Source organism: Streptomyces sp. NPDC048277 (assembly GCF_040652235.1).
GTDB lineage: Bacteria > Actinomycetota > Actinomycetes > Streptomycetales > Streptomycetaceae > Streptomyces.
Genome location: NZ_JBEZLQ010000018.1, coordinates 196,835 through 217,662, shown reverse-complemented (window position 1 = coordinate 217,662; position 20,828 = coordinate 196,835). Strand labels below are relative to the sequence as shown.

At 73.1% G+C, this 20,828-nt stretch carries 19 protein-coding genes and 1 tRNA gene; 9 read left to right on the top strand and 11 right to left on the bottom strand.

The genetic code is table 11. From position 1 onward, the window contains the following. Positions 1-9: 9 nt before the first annotated feature. A complete protein-coding gene (locus AB0D85_RS34035) occupies positions 10-963 on the bottom strand; it encodes a D-2-hydroxyacid dehydrogenase (RefSeq protein WP_362328727.1) in 954 nt (317 codons plus the stop codon). A 161-nt stretch (positions 964-1,124) separates the two neighbouring features. Between AB0D85_RS34035 and AB0D85_RS34030 the strand changes: the two genes are divergently transcribed. The 3 genes from AB0D85_RS34030 to AB0D85_RS34020 all read left to right on the top strand — a co-directional run bounded on the left by AB0D85_RS34030 (position 1,125) and on the right by AB0D85_RS34020 (position 3,945). Further along, positions 1,125-1,937 (top strand): aspartate/glutamate racemase family protein, encoded by an 813-nt coding sequence (locus AB0D85_RS34030; protein WP_362328725.1) that lies wholly within the window; start codon positions 1,125-1,127, stop codon positions 1,935-1,937. Then, positions 1,934-2,665, top strand: a complete 732-nt coding sequence (locus AB0D85_RS34025) for an aspartate/glutamate racemase family protein (RefSeq protein WP_362328723.1) — start codon at positions 1,934-1,936, stop codon at positions 2,663-2,665. Before AB0D85_RS34030 ends, AB0D85_RS34025 begins: the two co-directional genes overlap by 4 nt. A 182-nt stretch (positions 2,666-2,847) precedes the next feature. After that, positions 2,848-3,945 carry an LLM class flavin-dependent oxidoreductase gene (locus AB0D85_RS34020; RefSeq protein ID WP_362328721.1) on the top strand — a complete coding sequence of 366 codons (1,098 nt, stop codon included), beginning with the start codon at positions 2,848-2,850 and terminating at the stop codon, positions 3,943-3,945. Here AB0D85_RS34020 and AB0D85_RS34015 read toward each other — a convergent pair. After that, the gene (locus AB0D85_RS34015; RefSeq protein WP_362328719.1) at positions 3,915-5,759 is read right to left on the bottom strand and encodes an EAL domain-containing protein; all 1,845 of its coding nucleotides are present in this window, start codon (positions 5,757-5,759) and stop codon (positions 3,915-3,917) included. The two genes, AB0D85_RS34020 and AB0D85_RS34015, sit on opposite strands and share 31 nt — an antisense overlap. Before the next feature lie 371 nt (positions 5,760-6,130). Between AB0D85_RS34015 and AB0D85_RS34010 the strand changes: the two genes are divergently transcribed. Continuing rightward, on the top strand, positions 6,131-7,381 hold the full coding sequence (locus AB0D85_RS34010; protein WP_362328797.1) for a M6 family metalloprotease domain-containing protein: 1,251 nt from the start codon (positions 6,131-6,133) through the stop codon (positions 7,379-7,381). Between the two features lie 63 nt (positions 7,382-7,444). Here AB0D85_RS34010 and AB0D85_RS34005 read toward each other — a convergent pair. From AB0D85_RS34005 to AB0D85_RS33975, 7 genes are all read right to left on the bottom strand, one after another. Continuing rightward, positions 7,445-7,518 (bottom strand) — tRNA-Lys (locus tag AB0D85_RS34005). Further along, positions 7,509-8,198, bottom strand: a complete 690-nt coding sequence (locus AB0D85_RS34000; protein WP_362328717.1) for a bifunctional DNA primase/polymerase — start codon at positions 8,196-8,198, stop codon at positions 7,509-7,511. Before AB0D85_RS34000 ends, AB0D85_RS34005 begins: the two co-directional genes overlap by 10 nt. A 53-nt stretch (positions 8,199-8,251) precedes the next feature. Beyond that, the gene (locus AB0D85_RS33995; protein WP_362328715.1) at positions 8,252-8,614 is read right to left on the bottom strand and encodes a hypothetical protein; all 363 of its coding nucleotides are present in this window, start codon (positions 8,612-8,614) and stop codon (positions 8,252-8,254) included. A 447-nt stretch (positions 8,615-9,061) separates the two neighbouring features. Next, complete coding sequence (locus AB0D85_RS33990) at positions 9,062-10,399, bottom strand: AAA family ATPase (RefSeq protein ID WP_362328713.1); 1,338 nt, start codon at positions 10,397-10,399, stop codon at positions 9,062-9,064. Further along, a complete protein-coding gene (locus AB0D85_RS33985; protein ID WP_362328711.1) occupies positions 10,396-11,985 on the bottom strand; it encodes a hypothetical protein in 1,590 nt (529 codons plus the stop codon). The genes AB0D85_RS33990 and AB0D85_RS33985 overlap by 4 nt, the downstream gene beginning before the upstream one ends. Beyond that, positions 11,976-13,124 carry a hypothetical protein gene (locus AB0D85_RS33980; RefSeq protein ID WP_362328795.1) on the bottom strand — a complete coding sequence of 383 codons (1,149 nt, stop codon included), beginning with the start codon at positions 13,122-13,124 and terminating at the stop codon, positions 11,976-11,978. Before AB0D85_RS33980 ends, AB0D85_RS33985 begins: the two co-directional genes overlap by 10 nt. Beyond that, positions 13,078-14,031, bottom strand: coding sequence for a phosphatase PAP2 family protein (locus AB0D85_RS33975; RefSeq protein ID WP_362328709.1), 954 nt, complete (start codon positions 14,029-14,031; stop codon positions 13,078-13,080). Before AB0D85_RS33975 ends, AB0D85_RS33980 begins: the two co-directional genes overlap by 47 nt. Positions 14,032-14,244: 213 nt before the next feature. Between AB0D85_RS33975 and AB0D85_RS33970 the strand changes: the two genes are divergently transcribed. Beyond that, positions 14,245-14,841: a histidine phosphatase family protein gene (locus tag AB0D85_RS33970; protein WP_362328707.1), complete on the top strand. Its 597-nt coding sequence runs from the start codon at positions 14,245-14,247 to the stop codon at positions 14,839-14,841. Between the two features lie 171 nt (positions 14,842-15,012). Here AB0D85_RS33970 and AB0D85_RS33965 read toward each other — a convergent pair whose 3' ends face one another. Further along, complete coding sequence (locus tag AB0D85_RS33965) at positions 15,013-16,437, bottom strand: hypothetical protein (protein WP_362328705.1); 1,425 nt, start codon at positions 16,435-16,437, stop codon at positions 15,013-15,015. Positions 16,438-16,692: 255 nt separating this feature from the next. Here AB0D85_RS33965 and AB0D85_RS33960 point away from each other — a divergent pair, with 255 nt between their 5' ends. Next, complete coding sequence (locus tag AB0D85_RS33960; RefSeq protein WP_362328703.1) at positions 16,693-17,100, top strand: hypothetical protein; 408 nt, start codon at positions 16,693-16,695, stop codon at positions 17,098-17,100. Positions 17,101-17,136: 36 nt separating this feature from the next. Further along, positions 17,137-18,009: a fused MFS/spermidine synthase gene (locus tag AB0D85_RS33955; protein WP_362328701.1), complete on the top strand. Its 873-nt coding sequence runs from the start codon at positions 17,137-17,139 to the stop codon at positions 18,007-18,009. A gap of 14 nt (positions 18,010-18,023) precedes the next feature. Here AB0D85_RS33955 and AB0D85_RS33950 read toward each other — a convergent pair whose 3' ends face one another. Then, positions 18,024-18,554 (bottom strand): hypothetical protein, encoded by a 531-nt coding sequence (locus AB0D85_RS33950; protein WP_362328699.1) that lies wholly within the window; start codon positions 18,552-18,554, stop codon positions 18,024-18,026. A 98-nt stretch (positions 18,555-18,652) separates the two neighbouring features. On the opposite strand from AB0D85_RS33950, the gene AB0D85_RS33945 reads away from it, so the two are divergent. Next, positions 18,653-19,357, top strand: a complete 705-nt coding sequence (locus AB0D85_RS33945; protein ID WP_362328697.1) for a response regulator transcription factor — start codon at positions 18,653-18,655, stop codon at positions 19,355-19,357. After that, positions 19,354-20,805, top strand: coding sequence for a HAMP domain-containing sensor histidine kinase (locus AB0D85_RS33940; protein WP_362328695.1), 1,452 nt, complete (start codon positions 19,354-19,356; stop codon positions 20,803-20,805). The genes AB0D85_RS33945 and AB0D85_RS33940 overlap by 4 nt, the downstream gene beginning before the upstream one ends. Positions 20,806-20,828: the final 23 nt, after the last annotated feature.

The following is a 20,828-nucleotide window of genomic DNA, read 5'->3' as shown; positions in this document are numbered from 1 at the left end:
TCCCGAGGGTCAGTGACCGGGCACGTAACCGCGCTTCTTGTCGACCACGTTCAGCAGAGATCTGCCCGCCGCCCACCGCTCGTACAACTCGACGAACTGGGTGCCCAGTTCGTCCCGCCAGCCGACCGTGTCCCCGCTCATGTGCGGGGAGACGAGAAGGCCGGGGACGGTCCACAGCGGGCTGTCCGCGGGCAGCGGCTCGGTGGCGAAGACGTCCAGGGCCGCCGCGGAGATCCATCTGCGCGTCAGCGCCCGGACCAGCGCCTCCTCGTCGACGAGCTGGCCGCGGCCGACGTTGATGAAGCAGGCCGACGGCTGCATCACACCGAAGCGGTGCGTGTCGAACATGCCGTACGTCTGCTCGGTCAGCGGCGCCGCCGCGATCACCCAGTCCGCGCGGGACATCAGCCGGTCCAGGTCGTCGGGGCCGTGGATACCGGTGCGCGGGACGCGCCCGACCAGGGCGGTGGTGATGTCGAGCGCCTTGAGGGTGCGGACGATGGCCCGGCCGATCGGGCCGGTACCGACCACGCACGCGCGCGTGCCGCCCACCCGGCGCGCCTCGCGGTGCCGCCAGGTCCGCTCCCGCTGGAGATCGAGGGTCCGGGGCAGATCCTTGGCCAGCGCGAGGACCAGCGCGGCCACGTACTCGGCGATGGGCCGGTCGAAGACCCCGCGCGCGTTGGTGACGACCGTGTCGGACGCGGCCAGCTCGGGGCACAGCAGATGGTCGACGCCCGCGCTCGCCGTGTGCACCCAGCGCGGCCGCGGCCCCTCGCCCGGCCAGGCCTCGCGGACGGCGGACGAGGCGAAGTCCCAGACGAGCAGGACATCGGCCTCCGGCAGCCGGGCCGGCAGGCCCGCCGCGTCCGTGTGCACGATCCGGGCGCGGCCGGTCAGCCGGCCGAGCCGCGGCGGCGGGTCGGCGTCGAGGACCAGCAGGGTGGGCACGGGCGGCGTCATTCGGGGTGGTCTCCCGGTGTCGGACGGCGTCTGACATGGGCGGATGGAACGTCTGACATGCGCGGATTGACCACGCTCGCACCCGAACCTACCTTCGTCAACACGGGCGTATCCGTCGACCGTTACCTCCTCGATCTCCAGCGTGAGGCCGGTGACTTCTTATGGACGTCTCCTTTCTTGGCGGACCTCGTCCCCAGCGCGGTGTGGGCGTCGTCGCGCCCTTCGACTTCGCGCTCGACCGCGAGCTGTGGCGCTGGGTACCGGACGAGGTGTCCCTGCATCTGACCAGGACACCTTTCGTGCCGGTCGAGGTCAGCCTCGACCTGGCCCGGCTGGTCAGCGAGCACGAGACACTCGGCGAGGCGGTGCGCGCGCTCACCGCGGTGGCGCCCGAGGTCGTCGCCTACGCCTGCACCTCCGGCAGCTTCGTCGGCGGGATCGCGGGCGAGCGCGCGATGTGCGAGGCGATGACCCGGTCCGGCGCGGTGCCGTCCGTGACCACGTCCGGGGCGCTGCTCGACGCGCTGACCGAGCTGGGGATACGGCGGCTCGCGCTGGTCACGCCGTACACCGTCTCGGTGACGCGGGTGCTGGAGGAGTACGTGGCGGAGGCGGGCGTACGGGTCGCCGGCTGCGCGTTCATGGGGCTGACCAGGCACATCTGGCAGGTGCCGTACCGGGACGTGGTCGCCATGGCCCGGCAGGCGGTACGGCCCGGGGCCGCCGACGCCCTGTTCATCTCCTGCACCAACCTCCCCACCTACGACGTCATCCCCCAACTGGAGGCCGAGCTCCGCATCCCCGTCCTGTCCGCCAACCAGGTCACGATGTGGGCGGCGCTGCGCAGGCTGGGTACCCGAGCGGTGGGGCCTTATCAGGCGCTGATCCGTCACCGGGACGAACCCGCGGCGGAACCGCCGGCGTCGGGTGACTGGCCCGCACTGCCGGAAGAACAGCAGGAAGGGTGGACATGACAGCGCTCGGACTCCTCTACCCGGGGCACTCCGCCGAGGACGACTACCCCCGTATCGAGCAGCTCCTCGGCAGCGATGTCAGGGTGGACGTCGTCCACACCGACATCGGCGAGGACGCGCACCGGGTGGACGCCCTGCGGGAGATGGGGTCCGCGGACCGGCTGGCGGCGGGCGTCGCGGAGCTGCGGCTCGCGGGCGCGGACGCGGTGGTGTGGGCATGCACCAGCGGAAGCTTCGTGTACGGCTGGGAGGGCGCCCAGCGGCAGGTCCGCGCGCTCGCGCAGGCGGCCGGGCTGCCGGCGTCGTCCACGTCCTTCGCGTTCGTGCACGCGGCGCGGGAACTCGGGCTGCGGCGGGTGGCGGTCGGCGCGACCTACCCGGACGACGTGGCCGCCCTCTTCGCCGACTTCCTGCGGGCCGGGGGCCTGGAGGTGACCGGGATGCGGTCGTCGGGGATCGTCACGGCGGCGGAGGTGGGGACGTGGGGCGAGGAGGACGTCCTCACCCTGGCGCGGGCCGCGGACGCCTCCGGCGCGGAGGCGGTGCTCCTTCCGGACACGGCGCTGCACACCGCGGCGCACCTGTCCCTCCTGGAGAAGGCGCTGTCGAAACCGGTGCTCACGGCGAACCAGGTCACGGTGTGGGAGGGCCTGCGCCTGGCGGACCGCCGGGTGAACGCCCCGGCGCTGGGCACCCTGTTCACCCGCGAACCCATCGTGCAGGTCTGACCCAGCAGCTCTAGGTGCCGGGCAGCGCAGCCAACCCAGGGGCGCGGGGCTGTATCGATGTGCGGCTACCGCCGCGTGGGCGCGACCAGCCCCCACCCGCCCGCAGCCGGGAATAACCGGAGACATCCTCCTGTTAACGCCCCTCAGAACAGCTCACGGCCGCTAAACAGGAGGCTCTCACCGTGTCGGCAGACGAGATCCGTGGCATCACGCACGGGACCGCCCCCGTCCCCCTCTCCGTACTGGACCTGGTGACCGTCGGCACCGGCAGTACCGCCACCGACGCCCTGCGCACCAGCGCGGCGCTCGCGCGGCTCACCGAGGCACGCGGATTCCACCGGTACTGGGTCGCCGAGCACCACTCGATGCCCGGCGTGGCCTCCTCCTCGCCCGCCGTGATCCTCGCCCACCTCGCCGCCCACACGGAGCGGATCCGGCTCGGGTCGGGCGGCGTGATGCTGCCGAACCACGCACCGCTCGTCATCGCCGAGCAGTTCGGGACGCTGGAGGCCCTGGCCCCGGGGCGGGTCGACCTCGGCCTCGGGCGGGCGCCGGGGACCGACGGGGCCACCGCGGCCGCCCTGCGCCGTACCCAGACCCTCAACGAGGGCGCCGACGACTTCCCCCAGCAGCTCGCCGAGCTGATCCGGTTCCTCGACGACGACTTCCCGGACGGGCACCCGTACCGGAGGATCCACGCGATCCCGGGGCCGGTCCAGAGCACCAGCCCCGGCGGTGTGCAGTCCCCGCACCGGCCGCCGGTCTGGCTGCTCGGCTCCTCCGGGTTCAGCGCCCGGCTCGCCGGCATGCTCGGGCTGCCGTTCGCCTTCGCCCACCACTTCTCCGCGCAGAACACCGTTCCGGCGCTCGACCTGTACCGCCAGTCCTTCAGCCCGTCCGCCGTCCTCGACGAGCCCTACGCCCTCATCGGCGTCTCCGTCCTCGCGACGGACGACGAGCGCGAGGCGCGGCGCCAGGTGCGGGCCGGCGCGCTGAACATGCTGCGGCTGCGCACCGGGCGGCCGGGGCTGTTCCCCGACCCGGACGACGCCGAGAAGCACGAGTTCTCCCCGATGGAGGAGGAGTTCGTGCACTCCTGGACGTCCAACATCGTGCACGGCACCGCCGACGAGGTCCGCGCCGGTCTCGACGACCTCCAGAAGCGCACCGGCGCCGACGAGTTGATGCTCACCTCGCACGCCCACCGCGGCGAGCTCCGGCTGCACTCCTACGAACTGGTCGCCGACGCCTACGGTTTGCCGGCCGGGGTGTCCGCGTAGGTCCGGGTGTCCAGCAGTTCGGAGATACGATCCGGCGTCACCGGCCGGGAGTACAGCCACCCCTGGCCGGTGTCGCAGCCGATGTGACGGAGCCGGGAGGCCTGCGCCGAGGTCTCGACGCACTCGGCGGTGACCGTCAGGCCCAGGCGGTGGGCCAGCTGGATCATCGCCTCCACCACGACCTCGTCCGCCGGGTTCGGGCGGTCGCCCGGGTCGTCGTACTGGAAGCCCCGGACGAAGGAGCCGTCCAGCTTGAGGACCGAGACCGGGAGACGGCTGAGGTAGGCGAGGTTCGAGTAGCCGGTGCCGAAGTCGTCGATGGCGATGCGGACGCCCATGTCGCTGAGGGCCTGGAGGGCCTGGAGGGGGCGGCCCGCCGAGCCCATGACCGCCGACTCCGTCAGCTCCAGCTGGAGGAGATGCGGGGCCAGCCCGGTCTCGGCCAGGGTTTCGGCGACATCCGCGACCAGGTCGGAGTCCCAGACCTGGCGGACGGCGACGTTGACACTGACGAAGATCGGCGGTTCGCCGGGGTGGTCCAGCTGCCAGCGGCGGGCCTGGCGGCAGGCGGTGGTCAGGGCCCAGCGGCCCAGCTGGACGATCGAGCCGTCCTCCTCCGCCAGTGCGATGAACCGATTCGGCGTCAGGGTGCCGAACTGCGGGTGGTGCCAGCGCACCAGCGCCTCGACCCCGTTCAGCCGGCCGTCCCCCATCCCCACCAGCGGCTGGTACTCCAGCACGAACTCGCCGCGCTCGATGGCCGGGCGGAGGCTGGAGGAGAGCGCCTGGCGGGTCATGCGGTGGGCGTTGCGCTCCGGGTCGAACAGCGTCCAGCGGGACTTGCCGTCGGCCTTCGCCCAGTAGAGGGTCGTGTCGGCGGCCTGCATCAGGCCGGTCGCGGTCGTTCCGGCCGCGTGGCGTTCCACCACCCCGATCGACGCCGACAACGAGAGCCGCTGACCGGCCAGGTCGAACGGCGCCTGGAGGGCGGCCAGCGCCGACTCGGCCAGGTCGGCCAACTGCTCGGTGCCCGTGGAGTCCTCGACGAGCAGCGCGAACTCGTCGCCGCCGAGCCGGGCCACCAGCGGCGCCCCGGCCCGCGCGAAGCCGGCCTCGTCGGCGATCCGGGTCAGCCGCTCGGCGACGGCGGCCAGCAGTCGGTCGCCGACCCGGTGGCCGAGGGTGTCGTTGACCGCCTTGAAGCCGTCCAGGTCCAGGTAGCACAGGCCGATCCGGCCGGTGCCGCTCTGCTCGTACGACTCCGCCTCCAGCGCGCCCGAGAGCCGCTCGAAGAACAACGCCCGGTTGGGCAGCCGGGTCACCGGGTCGTGCATCTGCAAGTGCCGCAGCCGGGCCTGGAGTTCGCGGCGCTCGCTGATGTCGGAGACCGACAGCAGGATGCCCGGCCTGTCCTTCGCCAGCGGCGAGATGGTGACCTGGACCCACACCGAGTGCCCGTCGGGATGTTTCAGCCGCCGGGTGCAGCGCAGCCTGGCCTGCCGGCCGCGCAGCACCTCGCGATAGGCGTGCCAGGTACGGGCGTCGGAGGCCAGGTCCACCAGATCCGCGGCGACCCGCCCGGTCAGGCCGACGGGGTCGGCGCCGATCAGGGTGCCGAACGCCTCGTTGGCGGTGCTGACGAGGCCTTCCCGGTCGACCACGGCCATGGGCAGCGCGGCGGCCGTGAAGGCGTGTTCGTATGTCTTCTGGTCTGCCGTCTCGTCGTACGGCATCTGATACGTCTTGTCACTCACTGTGACGGCGGACCAATCGAGGTCTGCCGCGGGCGTCGGCCCTTCGGACGTTCCGCTCACCGCTCGCTCCCGCAGTGCACTCGATCTCTGTCCGTGCAGGAAAGTGTGCCGATCATAGAGGCTGGCCCGAGGGCCTTCCAGCCACTGTCCAGTGTCCCCGATGAACCGGCGGTTCTGACAGATCGTTTCTGCCCGCACCTGGACGGGTTCTTGAGGCGCCCGACCACTTGTGACGTTCCGTGAGTGTCCCGGGGTGTCGGCCATTCGGGTCGCTCGGGCGTCACCGGGGGATTCCTCACCCTTCTGGTGCAGATGAACAGGACATATAATGACAAACCCACGCAGGCTGGGTGCGGTGTCCCGTGAACCGCCCCGGAGGTCCTTCCGTGCCGCGTCTCCCGCTGCGCAGCACCGCCGCCGTGTCCACCACGATGGCGGCGCTCGTCACGACGACGATCCTGACCGGACCGTCGGCCGCCGAGCCGTTCTCCACGGCTCCCTGTGCCCTGCACCGCACCGACGCGCACCACTCCGAGGGTCTCGACACCTGGAACGCCACCTACACCCGACCCACCCACCCGCTTTCGGCCGTCATGGTGTTCCTCTCCTTTCCCGACGCCACCCCGCGCACCACGACCGCCGAACTCGCGGCCGACCACTTCCCGGCCACCAGCCGCTACTACGAGCAGGCCTCCTACGGGAAGTTCACGATCCGCCCGCACCCGCTGACCCACTGGCTGCGGATGCCCCGGCCGTCGGTCGCCTACGGCATGAAGCGCGACTGGAACCTCGCCCTCCGGGCCGCCTACCTGCGGGACGCCTTCGCGGCCGCCGATCCCGAGGTCGACTTCTCGCGCTACGACATCGTGTACTTCGTCGCCGACCCGGACGCCCCCGGCGTGGACTCCGACGCCACGAAGGTGGTCAACCTGGACACCCCGATGCATGTGGACGGCACGGACGTCCGCAGGGTCGTCACCGTCTTCGAGAAGCATCCGCCGGACCGGCTGGTTCTCGCCCATGAGACCGGTCATCTCTTCGACCTCCCCGACCTCTACCACCGTCCGGTGGACGGCAAGGGCGACTGGGACACGTATGTCGGCGACTGGGATCTGATGGGCAGCCAGTTCGGGCTGTCCCCGGATCTGTTCGCCTGGCACAAGTGGAAGCTGGGATGGCTGGATCCGCGCCAGGTGGTGTGCGTACGGGGGGCCGGGCCGACCCGGCTGACCCTGGAGTCGCTGTCCGCCGGGCCCGAGGCGTCGAAGCAGGGCGCCGCGGGCTCCCCGGCCTTCGGGCTCGGGGGCGGCACCAAGCTGGCGGTGGTGCGCACCGGGCCCGACACCGTGCTCGCCTTCGAGGCGCGCGACGCCTCCGGCAACGACAGGGCCGCCTGCCGGCAGGGCATCCTCGTCTACCGGGTCCGCGACGAGACGGCCTCCGGCAGCGGCCCCGTCGAGGTGATCGACGCCCATCCGGGCACCGAGGCCTGCTGGGAGAACTCGGTCTACCCGCCGCTGGCCGACGCCCCGGTCTCGGTCGGCGAGACCTTCACGGTGCCGGGGGACGGTGTGAAGGTGCAGGTGGAGGGGCGGACGGTGTCCGGCGACTGGAACGTGAAGATCACACCGGGGGAGCCGGAAGGGCTGGAAGAACCGGGTGGGCCGGGAGGGCCGGACTGAGTGCCGGCGACGCAAAACCGAAGGGCCAAGCTCACAGGAGCCTGGCCCTTCGCCTACTTCGCGTGCGCCGCCAGGGACTCGAACCCCGGACCCGCTGATTAAGAGTCAGCTGCTCTAACCAACTGAGCTAGCGGCGCCTGCTGACGTCGTAGACCTTAGCATCCTGATCGGCGGGAGGAAAAATCGATATCCGCACGGTCGAGCGGGCCGCCCGTACGGCCGCCCAGAGCAGGATTTCCGGGCCGGGGAGCCATGGGTGCCGGGTGTCCGGCGCGACCAGCCAGCGTGAGCCGGCCGGGGCGGGGACGGGCTGGTGGGACCGGTCGCCGTGCGGCGCCGGTACGGTCACCGCGTCGCCGGTGCCGTGGCACAGCAGCGGCGGTACGCCCTGGCCACGGCCGCCCCACTCCTCCCAGCCCAGCAGCGAGGGCAGCCGTGCGGCCGTGCCGGGAGCGGCGAACAGGAGCATCCGGCCCCGGAACACCGCGACCGGCCCGGAGCCCGGCCCCTCGTCCCATAACCGGTCCAGCATGCGGCGGCCGAACATCGCCGGGGTGTTCACCACGTCGAACGCGGTGCCGCAGGGCAGGACGACCGGGGCGTCCGGCCGCTCCTCCCAGAACGCGAGCGTGCTCCGCGGATACGTTCCTGCCGAGGCGAGCCAGGCGGCTCCTTCGGAGGTGACCCCGGCGGCGTCGCCGCGGTCGCCGGAGCCGCGGAGGGGTGTCTCGTACGGGTTGCTGCTCATGAGGAATTGATACCCCGGGTGAGCGGCCGCTCCCTGTGAGTTGCCGGAAACCGGGACGGGACGCAGCACGGAGGGGTATCTTGCCCGCCTGGCATATGCCGTCCGCCAGGGCCGTACCGGCCCTAGATCTGCTCGGGTCCCTGCCCTTCCGCTCCTCTCAGCAGGTCCCGGCCGAACTCGACCATCTTCTTCGCGTAGTCCTCGGTCCACTCGGCCTGCTCGGCGATGTCGGCCGGGGTCAGCCGGTCGAAGCGGCGCGGGTCGGCGAGCTGCGCGGCCGCCATGGCCTGGAACTCCACGGCCCGGTCGGTGGCGGCACGGAACGCCTGGGTCAGCTCGGTCGCGCGCGCCAGCAGCACCCTGGGGTCGTCGATGGACTCCAGGTCGAAGAAGTGCTCCGGGTCGGCGACCGCTTCCACGGGCTCGAAGAGCAGGGGCGCGGGGCGTAGCCGCGGTTCGTTCCGACGCGGCGTGGGCTCCGCCATGTCTGGTCCTCCTCGTACGGTTCTACGGTTCGATGGCCACCGTCCATTCTCTCGCGCCCGCGCAAGGGGACGCCGAGGCCATCGCCTCACCCTGACGATGCCGGGTCACGGCCGCCAGATCACCCGGTGCTCGGCCAGATGCGCCAGTACCGAATGGTTCGCCTCCCAGCCGTCCGGGGCTGCAACCATTGGCCGCCTCCGGCGGCGTGCCGGACTCCGTCCGGCGGATGGGGGCGCGGCTGCCGGGGCCGGCCGGGTGGGCACCGGAGGCACCGGTCACGGCTGCCAGACCACCCGGTGCTCGGCCAGATGGGCCAGCACCGCGTGGTTCGCCTCCCAGCCGTCCGGGGCTGCAACCATTGGCCGCCTCCGGCGGCGTGCCGGACTCCGTCCGGCGGATGGGGGCGCGGCAGCCGAGGCCGGCCGGGTGGGCACCGGAGGCACCGGTCAAGGCCGCCAGATCACCCGGTGCTCGGCCAGATGGGCCAGCACCGAATGGTTCGCCTCCCAGCCGTCCGGGAACTTCACGACCGTTCCCAGCTGGACCGGTTCCGTGGACGGGTAGTCGTCCAGCAGGTCGGTCACGCCGGCCCGGCAGACCACGATGCAGGCGTGGCGGTGGCGGGAGGCGAGGACGCACAGGCGGCCCGTCTCCAGGTGGAAGGCGGTGGCGTCGGGGCGGCCGGAGAGCGGGTGGAGGACGACCGTGACGTCGTACTCGCGGCCCTGGAGCCGATTCGCCGTGTCGACCGTGACATCGCTCACGCCCAGCTCCGCCAGGGCCGCGCGGACCGCCGCCGCCTGGTCCCGGTGGGCCGTGCCGACCGCGATCCGGTCGGCGGTGAGCGGCGCGGGGTCGGGGGAGCGTTCGGAGACGGCCGCGCCGCCCCGGTCGAGCAGGCGTCGTACGACCGTCGCCACCGCCCGGACCGCCTCCGGGTCGGTGCGCGGGGTGTGCCGGGCGGGCAGCTCCAGCAGGCCCCAGCCGGACTCCGCGGCCTCGTCGATCACCCGGTCGGGGCCGGAGCCGTCGGAGGCGACGGCGAAGGCGAGGCGCCGGTCGCCGTGGTCCGTGCCGCTGCGGAACCGGGTGTACGGGTAGAACGCGCCGGAGACGAGCGGGGCAGCGGAGGCCGGCAGCCGCCAGGAGACCGGGAGGCGGTGCTGGGGGAGGCCCGGGTTGTGGGCGAGGAGCGTGGACACCGCCGAGGCCGAGGGGTCGTACGACAGGCCCGCCCACTGCTCGCTGCCCACGATCGCGAACGGGTCGAGCTGGCCGGGGTCGCCCACGAACAGCGCCCGTTCGAACAGCCCGGCCACGGCGAGCAGCGAGTCCGAGCGCATCTGGTACGCCTCGTCGACGATCGCGTGCCGCCACGGCTCGTCCACCGTGACATGCGCCCACTTGGCTGCCGTGGACAGCACGACCTGGGCTTCCCTGAGGTCGCCCGCCTTCGCCGACTTGCGGACGTTCGGCAGGTCGTCCAGCGCCTTGTCGTACGGGTCGGCGTCACTGCTGTGCAGCCGGCCGACGGGCAGCTCCGGGTTCTTCTCGGCGAGCCGCAGCACCAGGTCGTCGACCTGCGCGTTCGTCTGCGCGACCACCATCAGCGGGCGCCCCGCGTCGGCGAGTTCGAGCGCCGCGCGGACCACGAGCGTGGACTTGCCGGCGCCCGGCGGGGAGTCCACGACCACACCCCGGTCGGTGCCGTGCAGGGTGTCGTGGAGGATCGCGGCGGTGGCGCGGGAGGCGGCCGTTCCGGGATCGAAATCCGTGGTTGTCACAGCAGATCCTCCTGCGTCACCGCGTCGGGGGCCTCCTGCGCGGCCTCGCCCGGCGGGCCGCCGTGCGTCCACGGGGTCGCCTCCGGGTCGGGCAGCTTCGCCCCGCCGCGCTGCTCGTGTTCGAACAGGGTGAAGGTGAGCCGGTCGCCCTTCTCCGGGACCGATCCGGCCTCCGGTTCCTTGCCCCGACCCATCTTGTCCAGCACGCGCAGCACGACGACCCCCTCGGCCTCGTACCCGACGAACTCCATGGACTGCGGTTTGCCGCCCAGCGAGCGGTACGCCTTCGCGCGCTCGCCGAGGTGCGGCCGGTCCTCCGTGCGCACGGTCACCAGCGGGCGCGGGCTGGGCCGCCTGCCCTCGCTGTACGCCATGACGACGTCGAGGACCTCGCCCGCGAACGCCTCCCCGGTCAGCCGCCGCCCCGCCATCACCAGCGGGTCGTCCAGCGCCTCCTGGGCCTCCAGACGCGCCTGTTCACGCTCGCGCGTGGCCAGCTTGTTCGCGGCGGTGACCGCGTCGTCGCGGCGCGGCTGCGGGGGCTCGCCGGCCACGACCCGGTCGCGGTGGCCGGTGAACGACCAGCGGTCGCGGGTCCAGCGCTCCTCGGCCCGGGCGCCCTCGGGCAGTTCGTGCAGCAGGTCGATGCCGTGCCAGACCGCGTCCCAGGTGGGCCGGGTACGGCTCTCGACGAGGTCGCGGATCTCGCGTTCGGCGGCGGTGAGGATCGCCAGCCGGTCGTCGGCCTGGAGGCCGTCCTCGGCGGTGGCCAGGGCGGTGCGGGCCCGGTCGTAGCGCTCGAAGGCGGGGGCCAGCAGCTTGTTGTCGAACGCCGGGTCGGTGGCGGGCCCGGCCGGCGGACACACCAACTGGCCCTCGCGGTCCCGCGCGAGCTCGGCGTGGCGCGCGGCCTCCGCGCCCGTACTGCCCTCCGGCGGATTGATCCAGGCGAGCAGCGCGCCCAGGTGCTGGTCCTCGACGCCGGACTGGCCGGTCGCCCAGTGCCGGGACAGCAGGTCCGTCATGGCGAGCAGGAGGGAGGAGCCGGGGACGCGGGCGCGCTCGCCGAAGTGGGTGAGCCAGCGGCCCAGCAACGGCACCCGGGGCGGGGCGGGGTAGGGCGCCTCGGGGTCCTGCTCCGCCGTGCGCCGGAACCGCATCGACCGGCCCAGCAGCCGTACGTACTCGATGCCCGCGCGGCCCGGCACGATCAACTGGGGCGCGTCCGCGCACAGCTCGACCTCGACCTTGACCCGCTTGCCGGTCTCCGGGTCGGTCTCGGAGCGCTCGGCGGCCTCCACGCTGTCGGCGTAGGAGTCCAGGTACGGCAGGACGACGTCGGCGAGTTCGGCGAGGAAGGCGAACCGCAGGTCGCGGTCGCGCGGCTGGGGCACGACCAGCAGGCGCGGGGCGTCTCGGTCGGTGCCGACCAGCGCGCCCAGCGGGGCACCGGCCTCACCGGCGGTGGTGAGCGGCACGAAGACGAGCGGCAGCCCGGACAGGTGCCGGTGGCGGACGGTCGCGGCCGGCTGTGCCGTGCCGGTGCTCACGGCCTCCAGGCGGGCGAGGGTGGTGATCAGGGACACACGGCCCCCCGAAGCGCCTCCGCCCGCAGGGCCGCCGCCCTGCGCAGGGCAGCCACCGCCGGGTCGTCCGGGTCACCGGTCTCGCCGCGGGCCGCCGACAGGACGTCCTCGACGGTGGTCAGTCCGCCCAGCTCGGCGCGGACCGCGCGGCCGAGCGCGGTGACCTCGTCGCCCGCGCGGGAGCGCTGCCGGCAGTGGAAGGCCAGTTCGCAGGCGGACAGGCACTCGGGCGCGTACGTCGCCGGGACCGCGTCCACGGCCTGCGCGAGCTGCTCGGCCGGCAGGTCCGGGGCGAAGCAGGTGCCCTCGGGAAGGGCGTCGGCGATGTCCTCGATGCGGGTGAGCCGGTCCAGCTGGCGGGCGGTGACCGCGCGCTGCCTGCGGACGTCCACGGCCCGGGCGGTGGGCAGGTTGGAGAAGTCCTTGGGGCAGACCAGCAGCACGTCGTGGCGTACGCGCGGGGCGGGGGTGAGCCGGGCCGCGACCTTTTCGAGGGCCAGCACGTACACGGCGGCCTGCCGCGCCGCCGCGCCCACCTTCGCCGGGTCCGCCGAACCGTCCAGCATCGGGAAGGACTTGATCTCCACGACCGTCCAGCTGCCGTCGGGGTGCACGACCACCGCGTCCGGCTCCAGGAACGCGGGGGAGCCGGCCACCTCCAGGGCCAGCATCGGGTGGTCGAACAGCGACCAGCCACCCGCCTCCACGGCCTCGCGCAGCGCCAGCGCAGTACGGGCCGTACGCCCCTCCGGGCCGATCGCGGACAGGTTCGGCACAGCGGCGGCCCGCTCGGCGGACTCGGCGGACTCGGCGGTCTCGTCCGGTGCGGCGCCCGGATCGAGGTGCTTCCGAACCAGCCGCAGCAACTCCGCCCCGCCGTCCGCCTTCACCTTCGCCTCGAAGGCGTTGCCCCGGGTCAGCGCGAACTGGGACTGGCCGAAGGCCGACGGCGCGCCGAGGGCGCCCGCCAGCGCGGTCTTGTCCACCCCGGCGCCGTCCAGGATCGCGCGCCTGCGGCACCCCGGGTTCGCGGCGAGCGCCGCGAGGGCGCGCGCGTCCAGGGCCTTGGCGGGGACGGCGGGGCCGCGCAGCTCAGCGAGCCGGTGCCGGAGCGCCGTCCCCCGCGTCTGTGGGGGCAGCGTCCGGTTCGGCTCCGGGGGCGAGCCGGGACTCGCGCTGCGATGGAATTCGCTCACCCACCGAAGTCTGGCATCCGCCACTGACAATCGGGGAGCCTGCGCCGTCCGAGCGTGCTGCGACGAGGGAGGCGCCCGGGGTGATCCGCACCCGGACGAGGTCCGCGCCCCGCATCACGTACGGCGCGAGCAGGAAGCCGACGCCCATCACGGCGACGCCCGCGACCGCGTCCAGGAAGTAGTGGTTGGCGGTGCCCATCACGACGGTCGCGGTCAGCAGCGGGTAGGCCACGCCGAGCACCTTGGTCAGCCGGGTGTTGCCGTACCGCCACAGCATCACGCCGCACCACAGCGCCCAGCCGCAGTGCAGGCTCGGCATCGCCGCGTACTGGTTGGTCATGCCGCCGAGGCCGCGCGGGGCGCTGGCCTCGCCGCCCCACCAGCCGTACGAGCTGTACTGGGCCATGGTGTCGACGAAGCCGTACTTCGCGTCCAGCAGCCGGGGCGGGCAGGTGGGCAGCAGGGTGAAGCCGATCAGGCCGATGAACGTGGACGTCATCAGCCAGGTGCGGGCCCGCCGGTAGGCCTCGGAGCGCCTGCGGAACAGCCAGACCAGGATCACCGGGGTGACGAGGTAGTGCAGCGAGGCGTACCAGAAGTCGGCCGGTATGCCGAGCCATGCCTCGCGGGTGAACAGGCGGTTGAGCGGGTGCTCGGCGTTGAGGTGCAGGGCCTTCTCGATGCGCAGGATCGCCAGGCCGTGGTCGACGGCGGTGCCGGTGTTCCCGCGCGCGAGCAGACGGCCGGCCGAGTAGCAGCCGTACACCAGCAGGATCAGCGGCAGCTCGGTCCACCAGCGCAGTCGGGTGCGCGGAGTCACCTCGGTGCCCGGTTTCTCGGTCTGCGGCATCCGACTGCCTCCCCCTTCTCGTCCCTTGTCTGCGCGGCGCCCGGCGGGCCGACCGTGACACTTTACGGTGTACGCGTTCCCGCCCATGCGGGGGCGTTCAGCACTCAAAGACGCGGGGAGCGCCCGCCGGGTTGCCCGTTCCCGGTGCGTTCCCAGGGTGGGTGATGATGGAGGTGTCCCGCTTCCGAATTTCTCCCGAAAGGTTCTTCCTCCATGGCACCGCGCATCCTGCTGGCCCGGCACGGACAGACGGAGTGGTCGCTGTCCGGCAAGCACACCGGCAGGACCGACGTACCGCTCCTGGAGGAGGGCCGGCGGGGGGCCAAGCTGCTGGGCGAGCGTCTGCACCGGCCGCCGTTCGACGGCCTCGCCGACGCCGAGGTGCGCACCAGTCCGCTGGCACGCGCGCGTGAGACGTGCGAACTGGCGGGCTTCGGCGACCGTGCGGCCCACTGGGACACGCTGATGGAGTGGGACTACGGCGCGTACGAGGGCCTGACCCCGGCGGACATCCAGGCGGTCCGCCCCGGCTGGCTGATCTGGCGGGACGGCGTGCCCGAGGGCGAGACGCTCGCCGAGGTGACCGCGCGGGCGGACGAGGTGGTGTCCTGGGCGCGGTCGGCGGACCGGGACGTCCTGGTGTTCGCCCACGGGCACATACTGCGGTCGATCGGCGCACGGTGGCTGGGCCTGCCGCTGGACTTCGCGGCGAAGATCAGACTGAACCCGACGTCCCTGTCGGTGCTGGGGTGGGCATACGGAGACCCGGCGATCGAGAGCTGGAACGATCTGGGGCACCTGGTCGGCTGAACGGCGGGGGTCGGCTGGGGCGTGGGGTTTCGCTCGCCGGCGCCGGCCGGGTGCCGCTGCGCCCACCCGTGCCGCCCCAGGCGGCACGCATGCCCGCAGCTACGACGTGCCCCGTAAGGGGCGCGGGGAACTGCGCGACCAGCCCCCACTCACCCGCAGCCGAATGTCGGCCTACACAACCCTCGGTGTCGACGCATGCCGGTCCAGGAACTCCTGGACCCCGCTCGCGCGGCGGTGCGGCAGCAGTACCCGCGCCGTGCCCGCCAGCATCCCCTGGATCCGGGACGACTGGACCTGGTCCAAGAGATCAAGCACCCGCATCCCCGCCAGCGCCGCCTCGTCCGGTCGGCCGCCCCGCGCGAGGTCGTCGGCCAGTTCCGCCGTGTACAGCGCGATGTTCCTCGTGAAGTGCGGGTCCTGCAGGTCGGCGGCGCGGCTGGCATGGCGTGCCGCCCGTCGCCAGTCGCCCAGCGTGGACCAGCACTGGGCCTCCAGGCCCTCCAGCTCGGCCTCTCCGTAGAAGCTCATCCACTCGGGGTCGGCGTCCGAGTGGCCTCGCTCGAAGAGGGCCTGTGCGCGGGCCAGCGCCTGTTCGCAGCCGGTGCGGTCGGCGAGCCCCGCCCAGCCGCCCGCCTCGCGCAGCGCGAGCAGCGACATCAGGCGGGCGGAGCCCAGCGGGCGCCCGACGCGCTGCGCGGCCTGGGCGGCGCGTACCGCCTCCCGGGGGCGCCCGGCGTCCCGCGCCAGGAACGCCGTGTTGCAGAAGGCGTGCGCCTCCAGCCCCGGGTCCCCGGTCATCCGAGCCGTCGCCAGCGCCTCCGCGTAGTGCGAACGGGCGTCGTCGAAGCGGCCGGAGTCATGGGCCAGCCAGCCCACGGAGATGGCCAGTTCACCGGCGCCCGAGTGCAGGCGTTCGGCGGTCGTCTGCCGGGTCGCGCCCGCGTCCAGCAGCGCGTACGCCGCGCGCAGCGGAGCCGCCGCGCGCCGGTACAGACCGTCCGCGCCGTGCCGGTCGTCGAGCAGCCGGATCCGGCGTACGGCCTCCTCCAGGGCGGCCGCGTGCGAGGACCCGGCGCGGCGTACCGGCCGGTCCGCCGCCACGGCGTCGATGGTGAACCCCAGGGGGCCCAGCGTGGCGGCGGCCACGGTGGCGCCCCCGCCGGTCATGAATAGGCGACGCAGCACGTCGCTCTCCTCGTAGTTGTCGTGCGTCTCGTACGGGTTCTGCGGGTCATACGGCTCGATGCCCCCCTGCGTCTCACCTGTGGCGGGCGCGAGGGGCGTGTCCTCCGGCGGCCGCCCCGCGCGTCCGCGTACGGACGAGCGGGGCGCGAAGCCGAGGTCGGCGAGCGTGCGGCCGGGAAACATATGGAGGAACACCCGTTCGTAGGCGTAGTTCGGGCAGCGGATCTCACCCGCCTCGACCCGGCCGATGTAGCGCGCGTCACAGCTCACCCGCTCGCCGATCTCGCGGGCGGCACGCCGTACCAGCGCGGCGAACTCGGCCGGCGAGTGCCGGCCGCGCAGCTGCCGGAAGGCGAGGTTCGGCCGTACCGGCCGATCGGGCTGCGACGAGGTCGTGGTTGACGACGTCATGGCCGGGTCCTCTCGTGCGAACCGTCGAACCATGCCGGACTCGTGGTGAGTTGTCCGTGTGGACCCTTGGTTCCGGCGGGCAAGAACGTACCTGCTGTGTCGGACCCGTGACGCAGGGTTTGGCTACAAACCGGATATCTCATGCACGATCTGCCATGAACTGCCATCCTTTGCGGCTGACTTCCGCCGTAGCCGTTGACGCGGTGGCGCGTTGGACGTCATGGACTGCAAGAGGGCTGCGCGGTGGAGGCCGGGATGGAGACCAGCCAGAGCAATGATCCCTGTACGCCGCCGTCGGCATCGACGGCGGCAGACGATGCGGGATGCGACCTCGTGACGGTGCCGGCCCGGCAGGGCCTGGAGGCGGTCGACATCCTGCGCCGCGGGACCGGGGACGCGGTGGGGCCCGTGCTCCACGACGACGGGGGCGGCACCCTCGGCTTCGTGGTGCCGGCCGGCACGGCGGCGGGCTGGGACGTCCCCGGCAGCACCTGCACCGGGACCGGCGGGTGCGGGCTGCGGCTCCGCCCCGAGCCACCGGTCGAGGGCTCCGACTGGCTGCTGCCGCCCGGCGAGGCCGACCTCGCGACCGACCCGGCGGTGCTGCGCCGGGCGCTCGGGGAGGCGGCCCGGATGATCGAGGCCGCGGACAGCTGCCGCTGAATGTCCCGGGCGCCCGCCGCCTGGGAGAATGGCGGAATGAGCAAGTCCAGGAACTCCCGGCGCCGGTCGGCTGCCGCCGCCGACGCCGTCGTCGAGGCCGTCGACGGCGGCCTCGCCCAGCTCATACCCGACCCCGACCGCGGCCGTGCCTGGACCCTGCTCATCGACGGCGCCCCGCAGTCCCATGTCGACCTCGACGACCCCGCGTACCTCTCCTTCGAGTACCAGCGCCGCCTCGGCCATGTGATCGACCTCGTCGCACCGCCGGGCAGACCGGTGCGGGTCGTGCACCTCGGGGGCGGGGCGTTCACGCTGGCGCGGTATGTGGCGGCCACCCGACCCCGGTCCACGCAGCAGATCGTCGAGCGGGACGCGGCCCTCGTCCAACTGGTCCGGCGCGAGCTGCCGGTGGATCCGAACGCGCGGATACGGGTGCGGTCCGTGGACGCCCGGGAGGGGCTGGGCAAGGTGCCGGAGGGGTGGGCGGACCTGGTCGTAGCGGATGTGTTCAGCGGGGCGCGCACTCCGGCGCACTTGACGTCCACGGAGTTCCTGGACGAGGTGCGGAGGGTGCTGCGGCCGGGGGGTGTGTACGCGGCGAACCTCGCGGACGGGCCGCCGTTGGCGCACCTCAGAGGGCAGATCGCCACGGCCGCCGCGCGGTTCGCCGAGCTCGCGGTGGTGGCGGACGCGGGGGTCTGGCGGGGGAAGCGGTTCGGCAACGCGGTGCTGGTGGCGGCCGACGTTCAGCTGCCGGTGGGGGAGTTGACCCGGCGTTGTGCGTCCGACCCGCACCCGGGGCGGGTCGAACACGGGCGGGAGTTGCGGGATTTCACGGGCGGGGCCGTCGCCGTGACCGATGCGGTGGCTGTGGCTTCGCCTGCGCCGCCGCCGTCGGTGTTCCGGTAGCCGCGAACAGCACCTCAGTACGTCTCCACCTGCACCTGCGGCGGACCGTCGTGCCACGTGCAGAACACCGACACCCGGTCCGTGCTCTTGCTGAACTGGATGCGGATCCAGGTCTCCGTCTTCCAGACCTGCATCGACCAGCCCGTTCCCGGGGTCGCCGACACCAGTGTCGCGCTGGTGTCGCCCAGGTCGAAGACCGCTCGGCCGCCGTCGGTGTCGTATGCCTTGACCTGGCCGGAGGCGGTGGCGGTGGCGGTGGCCGAGGGGCTCGGTGTGCTCGCGGGGGTTCGGGACGGTGTGGGGGCGGGAGTCGCCGACGGGCTCTTCGAAGGGGTCCGCGACGGGCTCGGTGAACCGGGCGCCGACGATGCCAGCGGCTTTGAACCCTGGGTCGTCGGGGCGTCGTCCGTCGCCGTGATGGGGAGGGCCCGCGGAGGGTCGTAGGCCGTGCCGGCCATCACCGTGTGGACACCCCACCACGACAGCGTGACCGCCGCGCCCGTGGCGAGCAGCCAAGCCAGTACGTGTACGAGTCCCCTGCGCATCGCGGGCCATATTGCCTCAGGAATCACACAGAGCGCACATGAGCTGAGTTATCCACAGGCCCCGACCGGCGCCTGCCGCATGGCGTACGGTGCGGCGCATGGCAAGTGTGCTCGTGGTCGAGGACGACCAGTTCGTACGCTCGGCGCTCATCCGGCAGCTGACCGACGCCTCGCACACCGTGCGCAGCGTCGGTACGGCACTGGAGGCGCTGCGCGAGGTCGCCCATTTCCGCTTCGACGTGGTCGTCCTGGACCTCGGACTGCCGGACCTGGACGGCTCCGAGGCGCTGAAGATGCTGCGCGGCATCACCGACGTGCCCGTCATCATCGCCACCGCGCGCGACGACGAGACGGAGATCGTCCGACTGCTCAACGCCGGTGCGGACGACTATCTGACCAAGCCGTTCTCCGTCGAGCACCTCTCGGCGCGGATGGCCGCCGTGCTGCGCCGGGCGCGGTCCGGCGGGGGCGAGGCGGCGCCGTCCAGTGTGCTGCGGGTCGGCGGGCTGACCGTCGATCCGCTGCGCCGGCAGGCCGAGTTGGACGGGATGCGGCTCGATCTCACCCGGCGCGAATTCGATCTGCTGGCCTTTCTGGCCGGGCGGCCCGGGGTCGTGGTGCCGCGCAGGGAACTGCTCGCGGAGGTGTGGCAGCAGTCCTACGGGGACGATCAGACCATCGATGTGCACCTGTCGTGGCTGCGGCGGAAGTTGGGGGAGACGGCGGCTCGGCCGCGCTATCTGCACACCCTGCGCGGGGTCGGCGTGAAGCTCGAACCACCCGGGGAGGGGGCGTCGCGATGAGGTGGGCACTGGTCAAGGTCTGTCTGGCCGTGACGGCGATGGTCGTGGTCGCCTTCGCCGTTCCGCTCGGCCTGGTCGTCAAGGAGATGGCCCGCGACCGTGCCTTCTCCAACGCCGAGCGGGAGGCGGCCGCCGTCGCCCCGGCCCTGTCCATCACCACCGACCGGGACAAGCTGGAGCGGGTGGTGGCCTCGGCCGGCGCCGACCGGGGCATGGCCGTGCACATACCCGCGGCCGGTGGCCAGGCCGCCGTCGACATCGGGCGGCAGCACGCCGCCGACCAGGACATCGCGGCCGTACGGAAGCTGGGGCGGGCGTCCACGACCGGGGTCGACGGCGGGTCGACCCTGCTGCAGCCGGTCGCGCTCGGCTCCGGGGCCATCGCGGTCGTCGAGGTGTACGTGCCCGAGTCCGAGGTGACCCACGGCGTCTCCACGGCCTGGGCGGTGCTCGCCGCCGTCGGCCTGGCGCTGATCGTCGGCTCGGTCGCCGTCGCCGACCGGCTGGGCGTACGGATGGTGCAGCCCGCGCAGCGGCTGGTCGAGGGCGCGCACGAACTGGGGGAGGGCAAGCTGGGGGCGCGGGTGCCGGAGGAGGGGCCGACCGAACTGCGGCTGGCGGCGGTCGCGTTCAACTCGATGGCCGACCAGGTCGTACAACTGCTCGCGAACGAGCGGGAACTGGCCGCCGACCTGTCCCACCGGCTGCGGACCCCGCTCACCGTGCTGCGGCTGAACGCGGCCTCGCTCGGGGACGGGACCGCCGCCGAGCAGACCCGGGCCGCCGTCGCGCAGTTGGAGCGTGAGGTCGACACCATCATCCGTACCGCGCGGGAGGCCAAGCCGCAGACGGCGGCGATCGGGCCGGGTGCCGGGTGCGACGCGGCCGAGGTGGTGCGGGAGCGGATGCGGTTCTGGTCGGCGCTCGCGGAGGACGAGGGCCGCAGATGGCGGGTGGCCGGTGTCGACCGGCCGGTGCGCATACCCGTGGCCCGCGCGGATCTGGCCGCCGCGCTCGACGCGCTGCTCGGCAATGTGTTCCGGCACACCGCCGAGGGCACCGCCTTCGCGGTCGACGTGCACAACGCGGAGGACGCGGTGATCGTGCTGGTCTCGGATGCGGGGCAGGGCATCCGGGATCCCGAGGCCGCGATGGCGCGGGGGCGGGGGTCCGGGGCGGCCGGGTCGACCGGGCTCGGGCTGGACATCGTGCGCCGGCTCGCCGAGTCGACGGGCGGTGATGTGCGGATCGGCTCGTCGGTGCTCGGCGGGACCGAGGTGCGGATCTGGATCCAGCTGGACGGCGGGAAGCCCGAGCGGAAGGGGCATCGGGGGACGGTGCGCCGACGCCGTTCGCGCAGGCAGCCGGGGGAGGCGGGCAGGAGCGGAACCGGGGAACCAGCGGAAGAAATGGTCTCGACCTTTAATCGGTCCCGATCCCTTCCTTAAGCGCACCCTAAGATCCCCAACGA

Bases quoted from the DNA above. Each gene is read 5' to 3' on its own strand.
- AB0D85_RS33950 (WP_362328699.1), bottom strand. From the start codon at position 18,554: ATGCGCAGGGGACTCGTACACGTACTGGCTTGGCTGCTCGCCACGGGC.
- AB0D85_RS33965 (WP_362328705.1), bottom strand. From the start codon at position 16,437: ATGACGTCGTCAACCACGACCTCGTCGCAGCCCGATCGGCCGGTACGG.
- AB0D85_RS33940 (WP_362328695.1), top strand. From the start codon at position 19,354: ATGAGGTGGGCACTGGTCAAGGTCTGTCTGGCCGTGACGGCGATGGTC.
- AB0D85_RS34010 (WP_362328797.1), top strand. From the start codon at position 6,131: ATGGCGGCGCTCGTCACGACGACGATCCTGACCGGACCGTCGGCCGCC.
- AB0D85_RS33995 (WP_362328715.1), bottom strand. From the start codon at position 8,614: ATGGCGGAGCCCACGCCGCGTCGGAACGAACCGCGGCTACGCCCCGCG.
- AB0D85_RS33970 (WP_362328707.1), top strand. From the start codon at position 14,245: ATGGCACCGCGCATCCTGCTGGCCCGGCACGGACAGACGGAGTGGTCG.
- AB0D85_RS33955 (WP_362328701.1), top strand. From the start codon at position 17,137: ATGAGCAAGTCCAGGAACTCCCGGCGCCGGTCGGCTGCCGCCGCCGAC.
- AB0D85_RS34025 (WP_362328723.1), top strand. From the start codon at position 1,934: ATGACAGCGCTCGGACTCCTCTACCCGGGGCACTCCGCCGAGGACGAC.
- AB0D85_RS34030 (WP_362328725.1), top strand. From the start codon at position 1,125: ATGGACGTCTCCTTTCTTGGCGGACCTCGTCCCCAGCGCGGTGTGGGC.
- AB0D85_RS34035 (WP_362328727.1), bottom strand. From the start codon at position 963: ATGACGCCGCCCGTGCCCACCCTGCTGGTCCTCGACGCCGACCCGCCG.
- AB0D85_RS33945 (WP_362328697.1), top strand. From the start codon at position 18,653: ATGGCAAGTGTGCTCGTGGTCGAGGACGACCAGTTCGTACGCTCGGCG.
- AB0D85_RS33960 (WP_362328703.1), top strand. From the start codon at position 16,693: ATGGAGACCAGCCAGAGCAATGATCCCTGTACGCCGCCGTCGGCATCG.
- AB0D85_RS33975 (WP_362328709.1), bottom strand. From the start codon at position 14,031: ATGCCGCAGACCGAGAAACCGGGCACCGAGGTGACTCCGCGCACCCGA.